Below are 17,237 nucleotides of genomic sequence, written 5' to 3' on the forward strand. Positions count from 1 at the left end.
CAGCCGCCAAGCCCTGAGGTCAGGCCGGATAGACAGGGAACAGCTTGCACAGCGCTGCCACCTGGCGCGCCACCTGGGCCTCGACGTCGGCATCACCGAGATGGTCGAGGATGTCGCAGATCCAGGTCGCCAAGGCGCGGCATTCCGCCTCCTTGAGCCCACGGGTAGTCACTGCCGGGGTACCGATGCGCAGGCCCGAGGTCACGAACGGCGACTGCGGGTCGTTGGGCACCGCGTTCTTGTTCACCGTGATGTGCGCACGGCCCAGCGCGGCGTCGGCATCCTTGCCGGTGATGCCCTGGCGGATCAGGCTGACCAGGAACAGATGGTTGTCGGTGCCACCGGAAACCACGTCGAAACCGCGCTGCATGAACACCTGCGCCATGGCCTGGGCGTTGCTGATGACCTGGCGCTGGTAATCCTTGAAACCAGGCGCCAGGGCCTCCTTGAAGCACACCGCCTTGGCCGCGATCACGTGCATCAGCGGCCCGCCCTGCCCGCCTGGGAACACCGCCGAGTTGAGCTTTTTCTCAAGCTCCGGGTCGGCCTTGGCCAGAATCAGGCCGCCACGCGGCCCGCGCAAGGTCTTGTGGGTGGTGGTGGTGACCACATCGGCATACGGCAGCGGGTTGGGGTACAGGCCTGCCGCGACCAGCCCGGCGACGTGGGCCATGTCGACGAACAGGTAGGCCCCGACCTTGTCGGCGATCTGCCGGAAACGCGGGAAGTCGAGGGTCTTCGAGTAGGCCGAGAAACCAGCCACGATCATCTTCGGCTGGTGCTCGACCGCCAGGCGCTCGACTTCGTCGTAGTCAATCAGGCCGTTGGCATCGATGCCGTATTGCACGGCGTTGTACAGCTTGCCCGAGGACGACACCTTGGCCCCGTGGGTCAGGTGGCCGCCGTGAGCCAGGCTCATGCCCAGCAAGGTATCACCGGCCTGCAGCAGGGCCAGGTAGACCGCCGCGTTGGCCTGGGAGCCCGAGTGTGGCTGGACGTTGGCATAACCGGCACCGAACAACTGCTTGGCGCGGTCGATGGCCAGCTGCTCGACCACATCGACATGCTCGCAGCCCCCGTAGTAACGCTTGCCCGGGTAGCCTTCGGCGTACTTGTTGGTCAGTTCGGTGCCCTGGGCCTGCATCACCTGCGGGCTGGTGTAGTTTTCCGAAGCGATCAGCTCGATGTGGTCTTCTTGGCGCTGCACTTCACGGCCGATGGCCGCGGACAATGCAGGGTCGAAATCGGACAGGGTCAGGCTCTTGTGGAACATGGGTGAGATTCCTTGTTGTTCGGTCGACAAGCACGGCCCGGAAGCGTCCGGGCCAGCAGGGTCAGGCATCTTGATAGCTCGACAGCGGCGGGCAGGCACAGGCCAGGTTGCGGTCGCCGTAGACGTTGTCCACGCGCCCCACCGGCGGCCAGTACTTGCTGTCGCGCAGTTCGGCCAGCGGGTACACCGCCAGCTCCCGGGCATAGCCGTGGGGCCATTCGCCCACCAGCTCGGTGGCGGTATGCGGGGCGTTCTTCAGCGGGTTGTCGAGCTTGTCCAGGGTGCCGTTTTCCACGGCGCGGATTTCCTCGCGGATGCAGATCATCGCTGCGCAGAAGCGGTCCAGTTCTTCCTTGGACTCACTCTCGGTCGGCTCGACCATCAGCGTGCCAGCCACCGGGAAGGACATGGTCGGGGCATGGAAGCCGAAGTCGATCAGGCGCTTGGCCACGTCCTCGACGCTGATACCGCTGCTGTCCTTGAGCGGGCGCAGGTCGAGGATGCACTCGTGGGCAACCAGTCCGTTCTCGCCGGTGTACAGCACCGGGTAGTGTTCCTCCAGGCGGCGGGCGATGTAGTTGGCATTGAGGATCGCCAGCTGCGAGGCGCGCTTGAGCCCTTCCCCGCCCATCATGCGGATGTACATCCAGGTGATCGGCAGGATGCTGGCACTGCCATAAGGCGCCGCGCTGACCGCGCCCTGCGGGTTCGCCAGATGGGCGTGACCGGGCAGGAACGGCGCCAGGTGCGCCTTGACGCCAATCGGGCCGACACCGGGGCCGCCACCGCCATGGGGGATACAGAAGGTCTTGTGCAGGTTCAGGTGCGACACATCGCCACCGAACTTGCCCGGGGCGCACAGGCCGACCATGGCGTTCATGTTGGCGCCATCCAGATACACCTGGCCGCCGTGCTCGTGAATGATGTCGCAGATACGGGTGATGGCATCTTCGAACACGCCGTGGGTCGAGGGGTAGGTGATCATCAGCGCAGCCAGCTGCGCCCTGTGCTGCTGGGCCTTGAGCTGCAGGTCGGCGACATCGACGTTGCCACGCTCGTCGCAGTTGACCACCACCACCCGCATGCCGGCCATCTGCGCCGTGGCCGGGTTGGTGCCATGGGCCGACGACGGGATCAGGCATACATCGCGCCCTGCCTCGCCACGGCTGGCGTGGTAGGCGCGGATCGCCAGCAGGCCGGCATACTCACCCTGGGAACCGGCATTGGGCTGCAGCGACATGGCGTCATAGCCGGTGGCCGCGCAGAGCATGGCCTCCAGTTCATCGGTCAGCTGGCGGTAACCCTGCGACTGCTCAGCCGGGGCGAATGGGTGCAGGGCGCCGAACTCGGGCCAGGTGATCGGGACCATCTCGCTGGCGGCATTGAGCTTCATGGTGCACGAGCCGAGCGCGATCATGCTGCGGTCCAGGGCCAGGTCCTTGTCGGCCAGGCGGCGCAGGTAGCGCATCAGTTCGGTTTCGCTATGGTAGCGGTTGAACACCGGGTGTAGCAGGAACGGGGTCGCACGCAGCAGAGGCACGGGCAGGCAATCGCTGCTGCCGGCGGCCAACGCGGTGAAGCTTGGAAGCGCCTGGCCGGGTTCGGCGAACACCTGCCACAGGGCCTCGACAGTGGCCTGTTCGCAGGTTTCATCCAGCGATACACCAACCCGCAGTTCGTCAATCAGGCGCAGGTTCAGGCGTGCCGCATTGGCGGCAGCCAGCACATCGGCCACGGGCCTCGCGGTGACCACGCTGATGGTGTCGAAGAAGTGCGCCTGCTCGACCTTGTGCCCGAGCTGTTTCAGCCCTTGCACCAGGATCGCGGTCAGGCGGTGCACCCGCCGGGCGATCTGCTCCAGGCCCTGGGGACCGTGGTAGACCGCATACATGCTGGCGATGTTGGCCAGCAGCACCTGCGCGGTGCAGATGTTGCTGGTGGCCTTTTCACGGCGGATATGTTGCTCACGGGTCTGCATGGCCAGGCGCAGGGCCGGCTTGCCGAAGCGGTCGATGGACACGCCGACCAGGCGGCCGGGCATGTCGCGCTTGAACGCATCGCGGGTGGCGAAGTACGCCGCATGCGGGCCGCCAAAGCCCAGCGGCACGCCGAAGCGCTGGGCGCTGCCCAGCACCACGTCGGCATCGAGCTCACCCGGTGGGGTCAGCAAGGTCAGTGCCAGCAGGTCGGCGGCCACAGCCACCAGCGCACCCGCCGCATGGGCGCGTTGTACCAGGGCGCGGTGGTCGGTGATGGCACCCGTGCTGGCCGGGTACTGCAGCAACAGGCCGAAATAGCCGTCCAGGGCTTGGCCTTCCAGCAACGCTTCATCAGCGATGACCACTTCGATACCCAGTGGCTGGGCACGGGTACGCAGCACATCGAGGGTCTGCGGGTGGCAATGGCTGGACGCGAAGAACGCCGGGGCCTTGTTCTTCGCCAGGCGCTTGCAGAAGGTCATGGCCTCGGCGGCGGCGGTGGCTTCGTCGAGCAACGAGGCGTTGGCGATCTGCATGCCGGTGAGGTCGCTGACCAGGGTCTGGAAGTTCAGCAACGCCTCCAGGCGGCCTTGGGAGATTTCCGGCTGGTACGGCGTGTAGGCGGTGTACCAGGCCGGGTTTTCCAGCAGGTTGCGCAGGATCGGCGTGGGCGTGTGGCAAGGGTAATAGCCCTGGCCGATGTGGTTGCTGAACAGCTGGTTGTTCGCAGCGATTGCCTTGAGTGCGGCCAGGGCTTCAGCCTCGCCCTGCCCCTTGCTCAGCTCGAGCACGCTGGTGCCCCTGATGCTGGCGGGGATGACGCTGTCGATCAGGGCTTCCAGTGAGTCATGGCCGACCAGCGCCAGCATGGCGTCGATATCGCCCTCGCGCGGGCCGATGTGACGGGCGATGAATTCGTTGTCAGTGCCCAGCGGGATGGATGCGTTTGTCATCTCTGCCCCCTGGCTCAGGCGTTGTCGGCCAGGAAGCGGTCATAGCCGTCCTGGTCCATCAGGCCGTCGAGCTCCGACGGGTTGGCCGCCTGGATGCGGAAGAACCAGCCGTCCTGCATGGGCGAGGTGTTGACCAGCTCGGGGTCGTCGGCCAGGGCCTGGTTGACGGCCACCACGGTGCCGCGCAAAGGCATGGTGATGTTGCTGGCGGCCTTGACCGACTCGAGCACCGCGACTTCGTTGCCCTCTCCGTACTCGCCCGGCTCCGGCAGTTGCACGAACACCACGTCACCCAGGGCCTGCTGGGCATAGCTGGTGATGCCGACGGTCAACTCGCCAGTCGCTTCCAGACGCAGCCATTCGTGTTCAGGAGTAAAACGCAGCGTGCTCATGGATCTTCCTCTCTTGTTATCAGATAGGTCCTGATGCAGGACTGACTGATACAGAGCAAGGGTGATGCCAACTCACTAAAACCCTTATACATCAATGCCTTACTGTTTTATTTCGGTCCATCCCAAGCCTGCGCGATGGAGCGTATTCGCTCCGTGGCCTGGGCCCGGCAGCCAACCCTGACAGCACGGGCCAATGAACCCGGGACCACGCCCGCCTGGAGCACAATCACTCCAGCGGAGCGTATTCGCACCGGGCCGGCTACGAGACCCGACTGGCGATGCCGTACTTGCGCAAACGCTGGCCGATCGCCGTGTGCGAAGTCTGCAAGCGCACCGCAAGTTGCCGGGTCGAGGGGTAGCTCGTGTACAGCTTTTCCAGCAAGGATTTTTCAAATGCCTGCACGGCCGCTTCCAGGCTGACGATCTCCTGCCCCTCGGCTTGCTGGCTGCTCAAGGCGGTGCCAGCCAGCTCCAGGTCATCACAGTCGATCACATCCCCTTCGCTGATGGCCGCCGCGCGGAATATCACGTTCTGCAACTGGCGCACATTGCCGGACCAGCGATTGCCCAGCAGTAGCGGATGGGTGGCCAGCGCCAGCCGGCACGGGGCGCGCTGGATCTGCGCACAGGCCTGGCGCAGGAAATGCTCGGCCAGCAGCAGGATGTCCTTGCCGCGCTCACGCAGCGGCGGCACCTGCAGGTTGAGCACGTTGAGGCGATAGTAGAGGTCTTCGCGAAAGCCGCCCTCGATCACCATGTTTTCCAGGTTGCGGTGGGTGGCGCAAACCACCCGCACATTCACCTGCACCTCGCTGCCACCGCCCACCCGGCGAAAACTGCCGTCATTGAGAAAACGCAGCAGCTTGGCCTGCAGGTACGGCGACATCTCGCCCACTTCATCGAGAAACACCGTACCGCCATCGGCCAGTTCCAGCAGGCCCGGTTTGCCGCCCCGCTGGGCGCCGGTGAAGGCACCGGCGGCGTAGCCGAACAGCTCGCTTTCGGCCAGGCTCTCGGGCAACGCCGCGCAGTTCAGCGCCAGGAACGAGGCATCTCGCCGGGCACTCAGCGCGTGGCAGGCACGGGCCACCAGTTCCTTGCCCGTACCGGTCTCGCCCTGGATCAATACCGGCGCCTCCAGGCTCGCCACCTTGTGCAGGCGGGCCTTGAGCGCCTGCAGCGCCGCCGACTCGCCCAGCAACGCCCCCAAGCCTTCGCTGTTGTCATGCAGCAGCGAGGCCAGGCGCTCGCCGATGCGGCTGGGTGGGTACAAGGTCAGCAGGCCACCCACCAGGCCATCGGCGCCACCGCTTATCGGCGTGGCCTCCAGCAGCAGGGCCTGGCCCTGAAAGCCCACCTCGCACATTGGCAGGCGGAAGCCCTTGTCGATCAGGGTCTGGGCCAGGTCCGGCTCGGCAAACAACCTGTTCAACGGCTCACCGGCCGGCTCGCGCCCCACCAGGGCGACCAGGGTCGGGTTCGCCAGCAGCACATGACCGCCAGGGTCCACCGCCAGCACCGGGTCGCTCATCGCCGCCAGCAATGCCTCCAGCTGCAGGCGCCGGCGGTGGCCGGGGAGGAAGTCGACCAGTGCCACCTTCTGCACGCCGTCCACGTCCATCAGGGCAGCGTAGAGTTCGTCCAGCACCACCGGGGACAAGGTTGGGGCATCGATGTAGACGTTGGGCGGAATCATCTCCACCGCATCAAGATTGAGGTTGCGCGCCCCAAGCAGCGAGAGGATTTCCTGAGTGATACCGACACGGTCGACAAAGTTGACGTGGATTCTCATAAAGATTCCCTGCTTGGCAGAAAGACGACAGGGGGACAGCGCAGCGCGCCGTCCCCCTTGGGCAAAACGTGAATAGGGTGATCAATCGGCATCGAATGACAGCTGCATGGCCTGCTGCCTTTTCCGCCGGATCGATCGATAGGCCAGGCCCAGCACGGCAAACCAGACCGGCATCAGGTACAGCGCGCTGCGGGTGTCGGCCTCCAGCGCCAGCAAGGCCAGGATGAAAGCGAAGAACACCAGGCACACCCGGCACATGAACGTGCCGCCCGGCATCTTGTACCTCGACGCCTGGTGCAACGGGTCACGCTGCTTGCGGTACGCCAGGTACGACAGCAGGATGATCGACCAGACGAACATGAACAGCAGTGCCGACACCGTGGTGATCAGCGTGAAGGCCTCGAGCATGTTCGGCACCAGGTAGATGACCAGCGCCCCGCCCGTCAGGCACACACAGGAAAAGATCAGGCCGTTGGAAGGTACCGCACGGCGGGACAGCGCACCGAACTTGCCAGGCGCATCGCCATCCACTGCCAGGCCGTAAAGCATGCGGCTGGTCGAGAAGACGCCGCTGTTGGCCGACGACATGGCCGAGGTCAGCACCACGAAGTTGATGATGCCCGCGGCTGCCGGCAGACCGGCCAGTACGAACAACTCGACGAAGGGGCTCTTGTTGGCCACCACTTCACGCCAGGGTGTGACGGCCATGATGGCGACCAGCGCGAGCACGTAGAAGACGATGATGCGCAAGGGAATCGAGTTGATCGCCCGTGGCAGGTTGCGTTCCGGGTTCTTGGTTTCGGCGGCGGTGGTCCCCACCAGTTCGATGCCGACGAAGGCAAACACCGCAATCTGGAAGCCGGCAAAGAAGCCCATGGCGCCATGGGGGAACATGCCACCGTCATTCCACAGGTTGGCCAGCGATGCCGCATGCCCGGCCGGCGACTGGTAAGCCAGCGCCACCATGTAGAACCCGGTGCAGACCAGCGCGCAGATGGCGACGATCTTGATCATGGCGAACCAGAACTCCATTTCGCCGAACATCTTCACCGTCATCAGGTTCAAGCTGAGCAACAGGCCGACACACGCCAACGCCGGTATCCACAAGGGGATGTCGGGGAACCAGAACTGCGAATAGGCAGAGATGGCGATCACGTCGGCGATACCGGTGACAATCCAGCAGAACCAGTAGGTCCAGCCGGTGAAGAACCCCGCCCACGGGCCGAGCAGGTCAGCCGAAAAATCGATGAACGACTTGTACTTCAAGTTGGACAACAACAGTTCGCCCATTGCCCGCATGACAAAGAACAGCATGAAGCCGATGATCATGTAGACAAAGATGATGGAGGGCCCCGCCAGGCTGATGGTCTTGCCAGAGCCCATGAACAGGCCGGTGCCGATAGCACCGCCAATGGCGATCAACTGGATATGGCGGTTGGACAGGTTACGCTTGAGTTCGTGTGCGTCACCATCAGGCGGGCGGTGACCGTGGGGCAAGTTATTCATTGTTTTCTACCTTGCTAGTCTAATTGTTTTTATAACGTCACAAGTTCAAACCTCGAGACCGGATGAACAACTTTCAAGTCCGATCGCGTGCAAGGTAGAGAGCAAGCTCTGTGCCAAACGCCAATAGCGCTAGTTGGCGGGGTTTTATTCAATCAGGGCTTTCGTGGCTGTAAAGAAGTCACTCCAGAAAACCGTGCCAATCAGGCGTTCGAGCAGCCCCGGGCACACTGAGCGCTGCCCCTCCCCACTCTGTATCGAAATCATTCCAATGGAGCGCATTCAGTCCGCCAGGCTGACGCGATCCCCTGCAGGAGCGGCCTTGTGTCGCGATAGGGCTGCGCAGCAACCCCTGGATTTCAGCGAAGAAGCGAACATTGCCGGGGCCGCTTTGCGGCCCTATCGCGACACAAGGCCGCTCCTACAGGGGATCGTGTCAGCCCGGCTATTTAGCGGACAGGCATCTCGCGCAGCGGCGCACGGCTGCGTTGCTGCTCCTCCCAGCCCCCAACCAGGCCAACCGGCACATCGCTCGGTGCCAGCGGCTGGCGCCCGCGCACCAGGTCGGCAGCGCGTTCGGCCAGCATGATGGTCGGCGCGTTGAGGTTGCCATTGGGCTCGCTCGGGAACACCGAGGAGTCGATCACCCGCAGCCCCTGCAGGCCATGCACACGCAATGTCGAATCGACCACTGCCATGTCATCCTCGCCCATCCGGCACGAGCCGCACGGGTGCATGGTGCTTTCCATGTTGGCGCGCACGAATGCGTCGATCTGTTCATCGGTCTGCACCTGCGGCCCAGGTGCCAGCTCCTCGCCGCGGAAACGGTCCATGGCCGGCTGGGCGATGATTTCGCGGGTCAGCCGCACACAGCGGCGGAAGCCCTCCCGGTCTTCCTCGCTTTCGAGGTAGTTGAAGCGGATTTCCGGATGTTGGTACGGGTCGGCCGACAGCGCCCGCACATGGCCGCGGCTCTTGGGCTTGTTGGGCCCGGTCAGCACCATGAAACCATGGCCCTTGAACGGTTTGTCGCCGTCATAGCGCATGGCCGCCGGCAGGAAGTGGAACTGGATGTCCGGCCAGCGCAGGCCCTTGGATGAGCGGATGAAACCGCCCGCCTCAAAGTGGTTGCTGGCGCCCAGACCGTCCTTGAACAGCAACCAGCGCAGACCGATCATCGCCTTGCCCAGCAGGTTCATCTTGCCGTTGAGGGTCACCGGCTCCTTGCACGCATACTGGATGTAGATTTCCGAGTGGTCCTGCAGGTTCTCGCCCACCCCAGGCAAGGGGTGGAGCACCTCGATGCCAGCCTTCTTCAGCACGGCCTCGGGGCCGATGCCGGAGCGTTGCAACAAGTGCGGCGAACCGATCGGGCCGGACGCCACCAGCACCTCGCGGTTGCACAGGACCTTGTGGGTCTGGCCGCCGTGATCATATTCCACGCCCACCGCCCGCTTGCCATCGAGCAGGATGCGCCGGGTCATGGCATGGGTGATCACGGTCAGGTTCGGCCGGCTCATGGCCGGGCGCAGATAGGCGTTGGCCGTGGACCAGCGCACGCCATCCTTGACCGTCATGTGCATGGCACCAAAGCCTTCCTGCATGTAGCCGTTGCAGTCGTCGGTCTTGATATAGCCGGCCTCGGCACCGGCCTCGACCCAGGCGCCGTACAGCGGGTTCTGCATGTTGTTGCCGTTGTTGGTGGCCAGCGGCCCCATGCCGCCGCGGTAGTCATCACCGCCAAACTTGTACTGCTCGGCACGCTTGAAGTACGGCAGGCAGTTACGGTAGCTCCAGTTCTTCGCCCCCAGGCTTTCCCATTCATCGAAGTCGCAGGCATGGCCACGGATGTAGACCAGCCCATTGATCGAGGACGAGCCGCCCAGCACCTTGCCCCGCGGGCAATGCAGGCGGCGGTTGTCAAGGTGCGCTTCGGCGACGGTCTCGTAGCGCCAGTTGTACTTCTTGGTGTTCATCGGCAACGAGAAGGCACTGGGCATCTGGATCAGCACACTGCGGTCGCTGCCGCCGAACTCCAGGACCAGCACCGAGGTACCGGCGTCTTCGCTCAAGCGGTTGGCCAGGACGCAGCCAGCAGAGCCTGCGCCGATGATGATGTAGTCGTATCGCTTGGTCATGGTTCTAGTCCTGTACACGAAGGCCGGCGGCCTGGATGTTGTGTTCATTGCGCTTTGGGTAGCCGCCCCAGCCCAGGCGCGTCGCCAGCAGCCGGGTCAGGCCGTAGTGCACCAGCCCGGCCAGCAGGCAGGACGGCAGCGAGGCGGTGGCGAAGGTGAAGAAGTCGGTATGGGCCAGGGTCTGCGGGTTGAACACCACCACATAGATCGCGAAGCCCGCCACCAGCGCCAGCAGCGCGATGGGGTTGAAGCCTTTGCAGTAGCGCAACGGCGACACGCTCTGTTCGGCGTAGAGCTGGCGCAGGTTCAGGCGCTGCTTGCGCAGGAAGAAGTAATCGGCGATGCCGATGCCGGCCAGGGCGCTGTTGAGCGCGGATGTCCACACCAGGAAGATGAAGAAGCCGTCGTAGATCCCCGGCAGGAACACCACGATCAATACCGGGATGATGCAGAACAGCCCGATCAGTACCCCCCAGCCTACGCTGCGCAGGCGCTCGCCGCCCAGCTGGCGCAAGCCGATCACCGCGGTGTAGAGGATGTTGACCATGCCGGTCAGGTTGGCCAGCGCCAGGAAGCTCAGGGCGATGACGCCGAACCCCATGCCGCCGGCCAGGCGCATCCACGCGGTAGGGTCGCTGCTGCCCAGGGTAGTGGCGGCGAACAGGCTGATTGACTCGCCCAGCGACGCCGCAGCGAAGATGCCCACCAGGTTGGGCCAGAAGGCCGTGCGCTGGTTGCTGCACAGGCGCGACAGGTTGCCGATGTAGGGCCACCAGGAGAAGCCCGCGGCGATGTTGATCTCCACCGCGACCATGAAGTTGACGTGCGGGTTCTCGAACGGTGGCTGCAAAGGCGGCATGGCCAGCAGTTCGTCGAAGCTGTAGCGACCGGAGATGAAGTACATCAGTGCCAGCATGATCAGGATCAGGCTGGGCGCGATCACCGCGCTCAGCCGGCGGATCATGTCCGGCCCGCGCATGGCCACCAGCGCCGCCAGCACGATGGCCAGCAAGCCTCCCGCGGTTACCAGCCAGCCATCACCGTTGGGCTGGCTCTGCTGTACCAGGGTTTCCAGGTTGTCCAGCGCCCGCCCGCACATCAGCCCCAGCACCGCCAGCCAGCCCATGGTCAGCACCACCACCGAGAGGAAGTACACCAGGCGGCTGCCATTGAGGCCGAACATGCTGCGCAGGAAGGTGAACTGCTCGACGCCGTACTTGCCACACGGCAGGCAGGTGGACGACGCGGCGAGGACCACGCCGATGATGTTGCCGATGATGATTGCGGCAATCCCTTGCAAGGGCCCGACGAACAGCGCGGTGGCGCCGCCGATCAGGAACACCCAGGTGGCCACCGCCAGCGCCGAGTTGGCGTAGGCAAACCCCCAGAAACCCCAAACCCGCTCACTGGGCAGCAAGGGGGTGTCGCCACGTTCCGCGCTCAGGCGAAATTCTTGCTCGCGGGAAGCACTCATGGCTGGCCTCCCAGGTAGTACGCGCCGGCAACCATCACCAGCGTCAGCAGGGCCAGTGCCACCACGTCGGCCACCGTCAATGCGCCCGGCCAGTGCGCTTTGTTCTCCAGTTCTTCATAGGCGCGCAAGCGCCTTTCCAGGTCTTGCGCTCGCTCGATATCCACTTGGCTGTTCATCGGCATCACCTCGACAGGTTCTTGTTCTTGAAATTCGATGCATTCGATAAACCTGCGCCGCTCGCCAACCTTCAGCGGCGCAGGACGGCCCTGTTACCTCAGGGCAAGGTGATCCAGACCGCCTTGGTCTCCAGCAGGAACTCCAGTTGTTCTGCGCCCATGTCCTTGCCGTAGCCCGACTGCTTGTAGCCACCGAACGGCATGGACGGGTCCAGGGTGCTGTGGGCATTGACGTACACCGTGCCCGCGCGCAGGCGCGGAATCAGCCCATGGACCTTGCCCAGGTCGTTGGAGTAGATCGCCGCCGCCAGGCCGAACTCCGAATCGTTGGCCAGGGCCAGCGCTTGTTCCTGGGTGTCGAACGGCTGGGTCACCAGCACCGGGCCGAAGATCTCCTCGCGAACCACGCGCATGTCGTTGCTGCAGTTGGCGAAGATCGTGGGCTGCACGAAGAAGCCCGGGCCGTCGAGCGGCTCGCCGCCGTAGTACACCTGCGCGCCTTCGGCCTTGCCCAGGGCGATGTAGTCCAGCACCCGCTGCTGTTGCTGGAGCGACACCATGGGGCTTATGAAACAGTCCGGGTCCAGGCCCGGGGCGATCTTCAGGGTGGCGGTGTACCTGGCCAGCGCTTCGAGGAACGCCGGGTAGACACTGCGTTCGACATACGCACGGGTGCCGGCGTCGCACACCTGCCCGGAGTTGAAGAACACCCCGTTGGCCACGGCTTGCGCCGCTGCCTCGATGTCCGCATCGGCGAACACGATCACTGGCGACTTGCCGCCCAGCTCCAGGGTCAGGCGTTTCATCTGGTCCATCGCCGATTTGCCCACCGAGCAGCCGACCGGTGTCGAACCGGTAAAGCTCAGCTTGTCGATGCCCGGGTGACGGGACATCGCCTCGCCGACCACGCTGCCGCGCCCGGTCACGATGTTTACCACCCCGTCGGGAATACCCGAGGCCTGCACCAGCTCGGCAAAGCGCAGCGCCGACAACGAAGTCAGCTCTGCCGGCTTGACGACCACCGTGCAACCGGTCGCCAGCGCCGCGCCGAGCTTCCAGGCCATGGTCTGCAGCGGGAAGTTCCACGGCACGATGGCACCGACCACCCCCACCGCCTCCTTGCGCGTGTACGCCAGGTAATTCCCAGGCAGCGAAGGCTCGACCGTGCGGCCGTGGATCTTGCTGGCCCAGCCGGCGAAATAGCGCAGGGTATCGACCGTGCCCTGGATATCGACCGCCCGTGCCTGGGCGACCGACTTGCCCATGTCGATGGCTTCGATCTGCGCCAGCTCGTCGCCGTGGGTCTCGATCAGGTCGGCCAGGCGATGGATCAGGCGCTCGCGCTCCAGTGGCTTGAGCTGGCTCCAGGCACCGCCATCGAACTGCGCACGTGCTGCGCGCACGGCGCGATCAAGGTCATCCGCAGTGGCCATGGGGATGCGCGTCAGCACACCCTCGGTGGACGGCTCGACCACCTCGGCACTGCCGCCGTCGCTGGCCTCGAGCCAGGCGCCGGCAATGAACATGCGCTGCGGTTTGCCGAGAAAGTGCTGGGTCGCCTCGGATACACCAAAGGCCTGCAAGTAGTCTTTTACCTTGTGGTCCACAGGACAGTCTCCGGGTCAGCGGGCTTTGGCGCGCGCGTGGAAGATGAAGCCGATGCTGTTCATCAGCAGTTGCGCGGCGAGGATCGAGGTCATGCCGGTGGGGTCGTAGGCCGGGGCCACTTCTACCAGGTCCATGCCAACAATGCGGCCGTGGCTGCGCTGCGCCAGAGCCTGGATGATTTCCAGCACTTCGTAGTACAAGAATCCGCCATGGCTCGGCGTGCCGGTGCCCGGGGCGATGGACGGGTCGAAGCCGTCGATGTCGATGGTGATGTAGTAGTTGCGGCCTTCGGGGATTTTCGCCAGCACGCCCGCGCAGCCCAGGCGGCGCACGTCACGTACCGACAGGATCTGCGAACCGGCCTCACGTGCGGCATCGTAGTCGTCGCGGTTGGAGGACGACACGTTGCGGATGCCCATCTGGGTCATGCCGACAATGTGTTCCAGCTCCGAAGCGCGGCGCAGCGGGCTGCCGTGCCCGTAGCGCACGCCATGGCGCTCGTCGACGAAATCCAGGTGGGCATCGAAGTGCACGATATGGATCGGCCCATGGCCTTCGAACGCCTTGATGACCGGGGCGTGCACCGAATGGTCACCGCCCAGCACCACCGGCATGGCCCCCGCTGCAAGGATCTGCCGCACCGCCGACTCGATGTTGGCGTTGCTGCTGGCCATGTCGGTGTGCACGATATCGGCATCGCCAACGTCGACCATGCGGACCTGGTCTTCGGTCAGGTAGGTGGCGTCATCCTCGAAGTCGTAGGCGCCAGCATGGCCGAAGGAGAACAGGGTCGATGCCTCGCGAATGCCGCGGGGTCCGAAACGTGCCCCCGAACGCCACTGGGTGCCCATGTCGTTGGGCGCACCGAGGATTGCCACATCGGCGTCGATCGCCGCCCAGTCGGTGCACACCGGGGCCTTGGCAAACGTGCAATGGCCCACGAAGGGCAGGTTCAGGCGGCCGGACTCGTAACCGTGCTTTGCCATGTTCTGGTTTCTCCAGTTCTTGTTCTGTTTCAGGAGACGGGGCGACTGCTCGACCACCGTTGCGATCCACTATGGCAACCGTGCCAGCGAGGAAAAATGCGCAAGTGCAGATACATACATCGCCCTATCCGAAGTATCTGCCGGTGGTTAAACCCGGCGATACCAGGCATTGCAGCGGCCAGGTACTCATGGTTAGCTTGCGCGACAAGAACAATGCACGGGTGTTCATATCAGCACTGGCGATGTGACACCCGGCCGGGAGGCTACGGTGATCCAGCTGCACGATGTCGACCTTAAACTGCTCAGGGTATTCACCACGATCGTCAGGTGCGGCGGCTTTTCTGCGGCACAGGCCGCGCTCAACGCCGGCCAGTCGACCATAAGCGAACAGATGTCGCACCTGGAAACCCGCCTGGGGGTCAAGCTCTGCCAGCGCGGGCGCAGTGGCTTTCGCCTGACCGAGCAAGGGGTGGCCATCCATGAAGCGACCCTGCGCCTGCTCAGTGCCGTTGAGAGCTTCTGCATGGACGCCGACGTGCTCAAGCAGCACATCAGCGGCAAGCTCAACCTGGGCATCATCGACTCCACCCTGACCGACCCCGTCTCGCCCCTGCCGCGCACCACCCAGCGCTTTGTTTCGCGTGGGCACGATGCCCACCTGCACATCTATATCGGTGCCCCGGCGGAACTCGAAGAGCGCGTGCTCGACGGCAGGCTGCACCTGGCCATCGGCCACTTCCCATTGCGGGTCGCGGGGTTGTCCTACCAGCCGCTGTATGACGAGGCACTGGGACTCTACTGTGGCCGGCGCCACCCGCTGTTCGCCAGCAACGCGAGCAACGGTCGGCTGATGGAGGACGTGCGCCAGAGCCGGATCGTGGTGCGCGGCTACATGCAGCAGTACGACCTGGAGCAGTTGGGCATCACCAAGGCCGATGCAACCGTGGAGAACATCGAGGCAGCGGCGATCCTGATCATTTCCGGCGCCTATATCGGCTTCTTGCCGGTGCACTTCGCCGAGCAATGGATCAAGACCGGCGACATGCGCCGCCTGGGTGCCAGCCTGCTGGACCTCTGCTCGCCGTTCGATGTGGTCACCCGCCGCGGCGTATCGCGCCCACCCATCCTGCAGGCGTTCCTCGAAGACCTCGATGCCTGCGCCTCCCAGCCCGGCTCCCCCTGATTCACCCCGCTACTCGAAACGGACGATCCCCGCCCGCCAATACTGCGCTGCCGGCGTTGCCCCCTGCCCGCCGCCCCAATATCAATGACTGGAGAACCTATGAGGGTACTGGTAAGCGTCAAGCGAGTGGTCGATTACAACGTCCCCGCCTGTGTCGCCGCTGACCGGCTACAGGTCGCAGGTAGCTGATCGCGACCGACCGCTTTCGACCCGTAGCGGTCATTTTGCCCCACAGCAATCATTGTGGGAGCGGGTTCACCCGCGAACACCGGCACGGCCGGTGCCATCCACCGCGGCGCCTGCTTCGCGGGTAAACCCGCTCCCACAGAGTACGCGTCGCGCTTACGAAACCAGTTATCTTTTAGCGTCCGTTTTGGGTCGATAGCAGCCGTTCGTGAAAGCCTCTACCGCTAACCGGCAACGCTTGACTCTACCGTAAGGGGCAGACTTTACCCTTGGCACTTCATTACCTGGAGTTTGTCATGAAGAGCAAACGCATGCTCGTAATCCTCGGCCACCCTTCGAACGACAGCTTTTGCGGCGCTGTATCCGAACGTTATGTCGAGGCCGCCACGCAAGCAGGCCATGAGGTGCGCCTGCTGCGCCTGGACACCCTGGATTTCGATCCGGTCTTGCACGATGGCTATAACCAGGTCCAGTTGCTTGAGCCCGATTTGATCAACGCACAAAACGACATTACCTGGGCCGAACACCTGACATTTGTGTACCCGATCTGGTGGGGCGGCATTCCGGCGCTGCTCAAGGGGTTCTTCGACCGCGTGTTTCTGCCAGGTTTTGCCTTCAAGTACCGCAAGGGCTCGCCCTTCCCGGATAAGCTGCTCAAGGGCCGCACGGCTCACCTTCTGGTGACCATGGACACGCCGCCGTGGTACTACCGGTGGGTGTATCGCATGCCGGGCCTGCACCAAATGCGCAAGACCACCCTGGAGTTCTGCGGCATAAAACCCCTGAAAACCCTGACCTTCGGTCCGGTATTGGGCTCCAAGCCGGAACAGCGTGAAGCCTGGCTCAAACAAGTCCAGGCAGTCGCCAGCCGCTGATCGGCCCCGGTCGGGCCGTGCCCCCGCGCTGCCCAGCCGAGCCTCCCTGCTGTGACACCTTGCCCAACTTGGCTTCCCACCCCCTGACGCTTGTGCAAAGATGTCGCGCGCCTGTGCGGGCCCGCGACACCTTTTCGCTTCCGATGCGTCAAAAAAGGGATTTTCATGTACATCGGCAAAGCCGCCCAGCTGTCGGGCACCACCGTCAAAAGCATTCGACATTACGAAGAAATCGGCCTCTTGCCCCCACCGCAACGCGAAGGCAAGTACCGCATCTACAGCCAGCAAAGCGTAGAGCTGCTGACCTTCATCAAATGCGCTCAGCAACTCGGTTTCAAGCTCAAGGAAATGCAGGCCATTCTGCAGGATCATCGCGGCCAGGAGCTGCCCTGGGATCTGGCCATGCAGGCCATCGAAAACAAAAAGCAGGAATTGATGGGGCAGATCCAGGCCTTGCAGCAAGTGCATGACGGCTTGGTTGAGTTTGAGCTGAGCCTCAAAGATGCTCAAATGCAATGCCAGTTCGAACACCTGGAAAAAGCCCGCTGAATCCGCACCACCGCCGCTGAACGGTCATGGCGCCCCGTGCGGTTTTCAGCACGCAGGCAGCCCGGCGATTTAGCCTGACACAGTCTCACCCCCCGGCTGCTCGCCCTCTTGCACTGCTGGCTGCGGCACAATCGAGGCAAAGAACCACGGCGAAATCAGCATTCTGCCAG

Annotated in this window: 13 protein-coding genes; 3 read left to right on the top strand and 10 right to left on the bottom strand. The window is 63.9% G+C overall.

Translation table 11 applies throughout. The features are described 5' to 3' along the window. Nucleotides 1-19: 19 nt before the first annotated feature. The 10 genes from glyA to speB form a co-directional block, all read right to left on the bottom strand. Entirely contained in the window at nucleotides 20-1,273 is a 1,254-nt protein-coding gene (gene glyA / locus CAG00_RS06735) for a serine hydroxymethyltransferase (protein WP_085663887.1), read from the bottom strand. A 61-nt stretch (nucleotides 1,274-1,334) separates the two neighbouring features. Continuing rightward, on the bottom strand, nucleotides 1,335-4,205 hold the full coding sequence (gcvP, locus tag CAG00_RS06740) for an aminomethyl-transferring glycine dehydrogenase (RefSeq protein ID WP_085663888.1): 2,871 nt from the start codon (nucleotides 4,203-4,205) through the stop codon (nucleotides 1,335-1,337). A 14-nt stretch (nucleotides 4,206-4,219) separates the two neighbouring features. Beyond that, the gene (gene gcvH / locus CAG00_RS06745; RefSeq protein ID WP_085663889.1) at nucleotides 4,220-4,597 is read right to left on the bottom strand and encodes a glycine cleavage system protein GcvH; all 378 of its coding nucleotides are present in this window, start codon (nucleotides 4,595-4,597) and stop codon (nucleotides 4,220-4,222) included. Nucleotides 4,598-4,856: 259 nt separating this feature from the next. Beyond that, complete coding sequence (locus CAG00_RS06750; RefSeq protein WP_085663890.1) at nucleotides 4,857-6,389, bottom strand: sigma-54-dependent transcriptional regulator; 1,533 nt, start codon at nucleotides 6,387-6,389, stop codon at nucleotides 4,857-4,859. An 81-nt stretch (nucleotides 6,390-6,470) separates the two neighbouring features. Next, the gene (gene cycA / locus CAG00_RS06755) at nucleotides 6,471-7,895 is read right to left on the bottom strand and encodes a D-serine/D-alanine/glycine transporter (protein WP_085663891.1); all 1,425 of its coding nucleotides are present in this window, start codon (nucleotides 7,893-7,895) and stop codon (nucleotides 6,471-6,473) included. 446 nt (nucleotides 7,896-8,341) lie between these two features. Next, entirely contained in the window at nucleotides 8,342-10,030 is a 1,689-nt protein-coding gene (gene betA / locus CAG00_RS06760; protein WP_085663892.1) for a choline dehydrogenase, read from the bottom strand. Nucleotides 10,031-10,034: 4 nt separating this feature from the next. Further along, on the bottom strand, nucleotides 10,035-11,504 hold the full coding sequence (locus CAG00_RS06765) for a cytosine permease (RefSeq protein WP_085663893.1): 1,470 nt from the start codon (nucleotides 11,502-11,504) through the stop codon (nucleotides 10,035-10,037). Further along, nucleotides 11,501-11,680: a hypothetical protein gene (locus tag CAG00_RS06770; protein ID WP_031325569.1), complete on the bottom strand. Its 180-nt coding sequence runs from the start codon at nucleotides 11,678-11,680 to the stop codon at nucleotides 11,501-11,503. The genes CAG00_RS06765 and CAG00_RS06770 overlap by 4 nt, the downstream gene beginning before the upstream one ends. Nucleotides 11,681-11,778: 98 nt before the next feature. Next, on the bottom strand, nucleotides 11,779-13,287 hold the full coding sequence (locus CAG00_RS06775; RefSeq protein ID WP_084785202.1) for an aldehyde dehydrogenase: 1,509 nt from the start codon (nucleotides 13,285-13,287) through the stop codon (nucleotides 11,779-11,781). 15 nt (nucleotides 13,288-13,302) lie between these two features. Beyond that, complete coding sequence (gene speB / locus CAG00_RS06780) at nucleotides 13,303-14,274, bottom strand: agmatinase (protein WP_023662744.1); 972 nt, start codon at nucleotides 14,272-14,274, stop codon at nucleotides 13,303-13,305. Nucleotides 14,275-14,542: 268 nt separating this feature from the next. Here speB and CAG00_RS06785 point away from each other — a divergent pair, with 268 nt between their 5' ends. From CAG00_RS06785 to CAG00_RS06795, 3 genes are all read left to right on the top strand, one after another. Next, nucleotides 14,543-15,457 carry a LysR family transcriptional regulator gene (locus CAG00_RS06785; protein ID WP_085663894.1) on the top strand — a complete coding sequence of 305 codons (915 nt, stop codon included), beginning with the start codon at nucleotides 14,543-14,545 and terminating at the stop codon, nucleotides 15,455-15,457. Between the two features lie 482 nt (nucleotides 15,458-15,939). After that, a complete protein-coding gene (locus CAG00_RS06790; protein WP_085663895.1) occupies nucleotides 15,940-16,518 on the top strand; it encodes an NAD(P)H-dependent oxidoreductase in 579 nt (192 codons plus the stop codon). A gap of 165 nt (nucleotides 16,519-16,683) precedes the next feature. Further along, nucleotides 16,684-17,067: a MerR family transcriptional regulator gene (locus CAG00_RS06795; protein ID WP_085663896.1), complete on the top strand. Its 384-nt coding sequence runs from the start codon at nucleotides 16,684-16,686 to the stop codon at nucleotides 17,065-17,067. Nucleotides 17,068-17,237 lie beyond the last annotated feature (170 nt).

This window comes from Pseudomonas sp. B5(2017) (genome assembly GCF_002112825.1).
Taxonomy (GTDB): domain Bacteria; phylum Pseudomonadota; class Gammaproteobacteria; order Pseudomonadales; family Pseudomonadaceae; genus Aquipseudomonas; species Aquipseudomonas putida_Z.

Excerpts from the sequence above, each read along its gene's own strand:
- CAG00_RS06770 (WP_031325569.1), bottom strand. The coding sequence starts at position 11,680 with ATGAACAGCCAAGTGGATATCGAGCGAGCGCAAGACCTGGAAAGGCGC.
- gcvH (WP_085663889.1), bottom strand. The coding sequence starts at position 4,597 with ATGAGCACGCTGCGTTTTACTCCTGAACACGAATGGCTGCGTCTGGAA.
- CAG00_RS06795 (WP_085663896.1), top strand. The coding sequence starts at position 16,684 with ATGTACATCGGCAAAGCCGCCCAGCTGTCGGGCACCACCGTCAAAAGC.
- speB (WP_023662744.1), bottom strand. The coding sequence starts at position 14,274 with ATGGCAAAGCACGGTTACGAGTCCGGCCGCCTGAACCTGCCCTTCGTG.
- glyA (WP_085663887.1), bottom strand. The coding sequence starts at position 1,273 with ATGTTCCACAAGAGCCTGACCCTGTCCGATTTCGACCCTGCATTGTCC.
- cycA (WP_085663891.1), bottom strand. The coding sequence starts at position 7,895 with ATGAATAACTTGCCCCACGGTCACCGCCCGCCTGATGGTGACGCACAC.
- CAG00_RS06790 (WP_085663895.1), top strand. The coding sequence starts at position 15,940 with ATGAAGAGCAAACGCATGCTCGTAATCCTCGGCCACCCTTCGAACGAC.
- gcvP (WP_085663888.1), bottom strand. The coding sequence starts at position 4,205 with ATGACAAACGCATCCATCCCGCTGGGCACTGACAACGAATTCATCGCC.
- CAG00_RS06750 (WP_085663890.1), bottom strand. The coding sequence starts at position 6,389 with ATGAGAATCCACGTCAACTTTGTCGACCGTGTCGGTATCACTCAGGAA.
- betA (WP_085663892.1), bottom strand. The coding sequence starts at position 10,030 with ATGACCAAGCGATACGACTACATCATCATCGGCGCAGGCTCTGCTGGC.
- CAG00_RS06765 (WP_085663893.1), bottom strand. The coding sequence starts at position 11,504 with ATGAGTGCTTCCCGCGAGCAAGAATTTCGCCTGAGCGCGGAACGTGGC.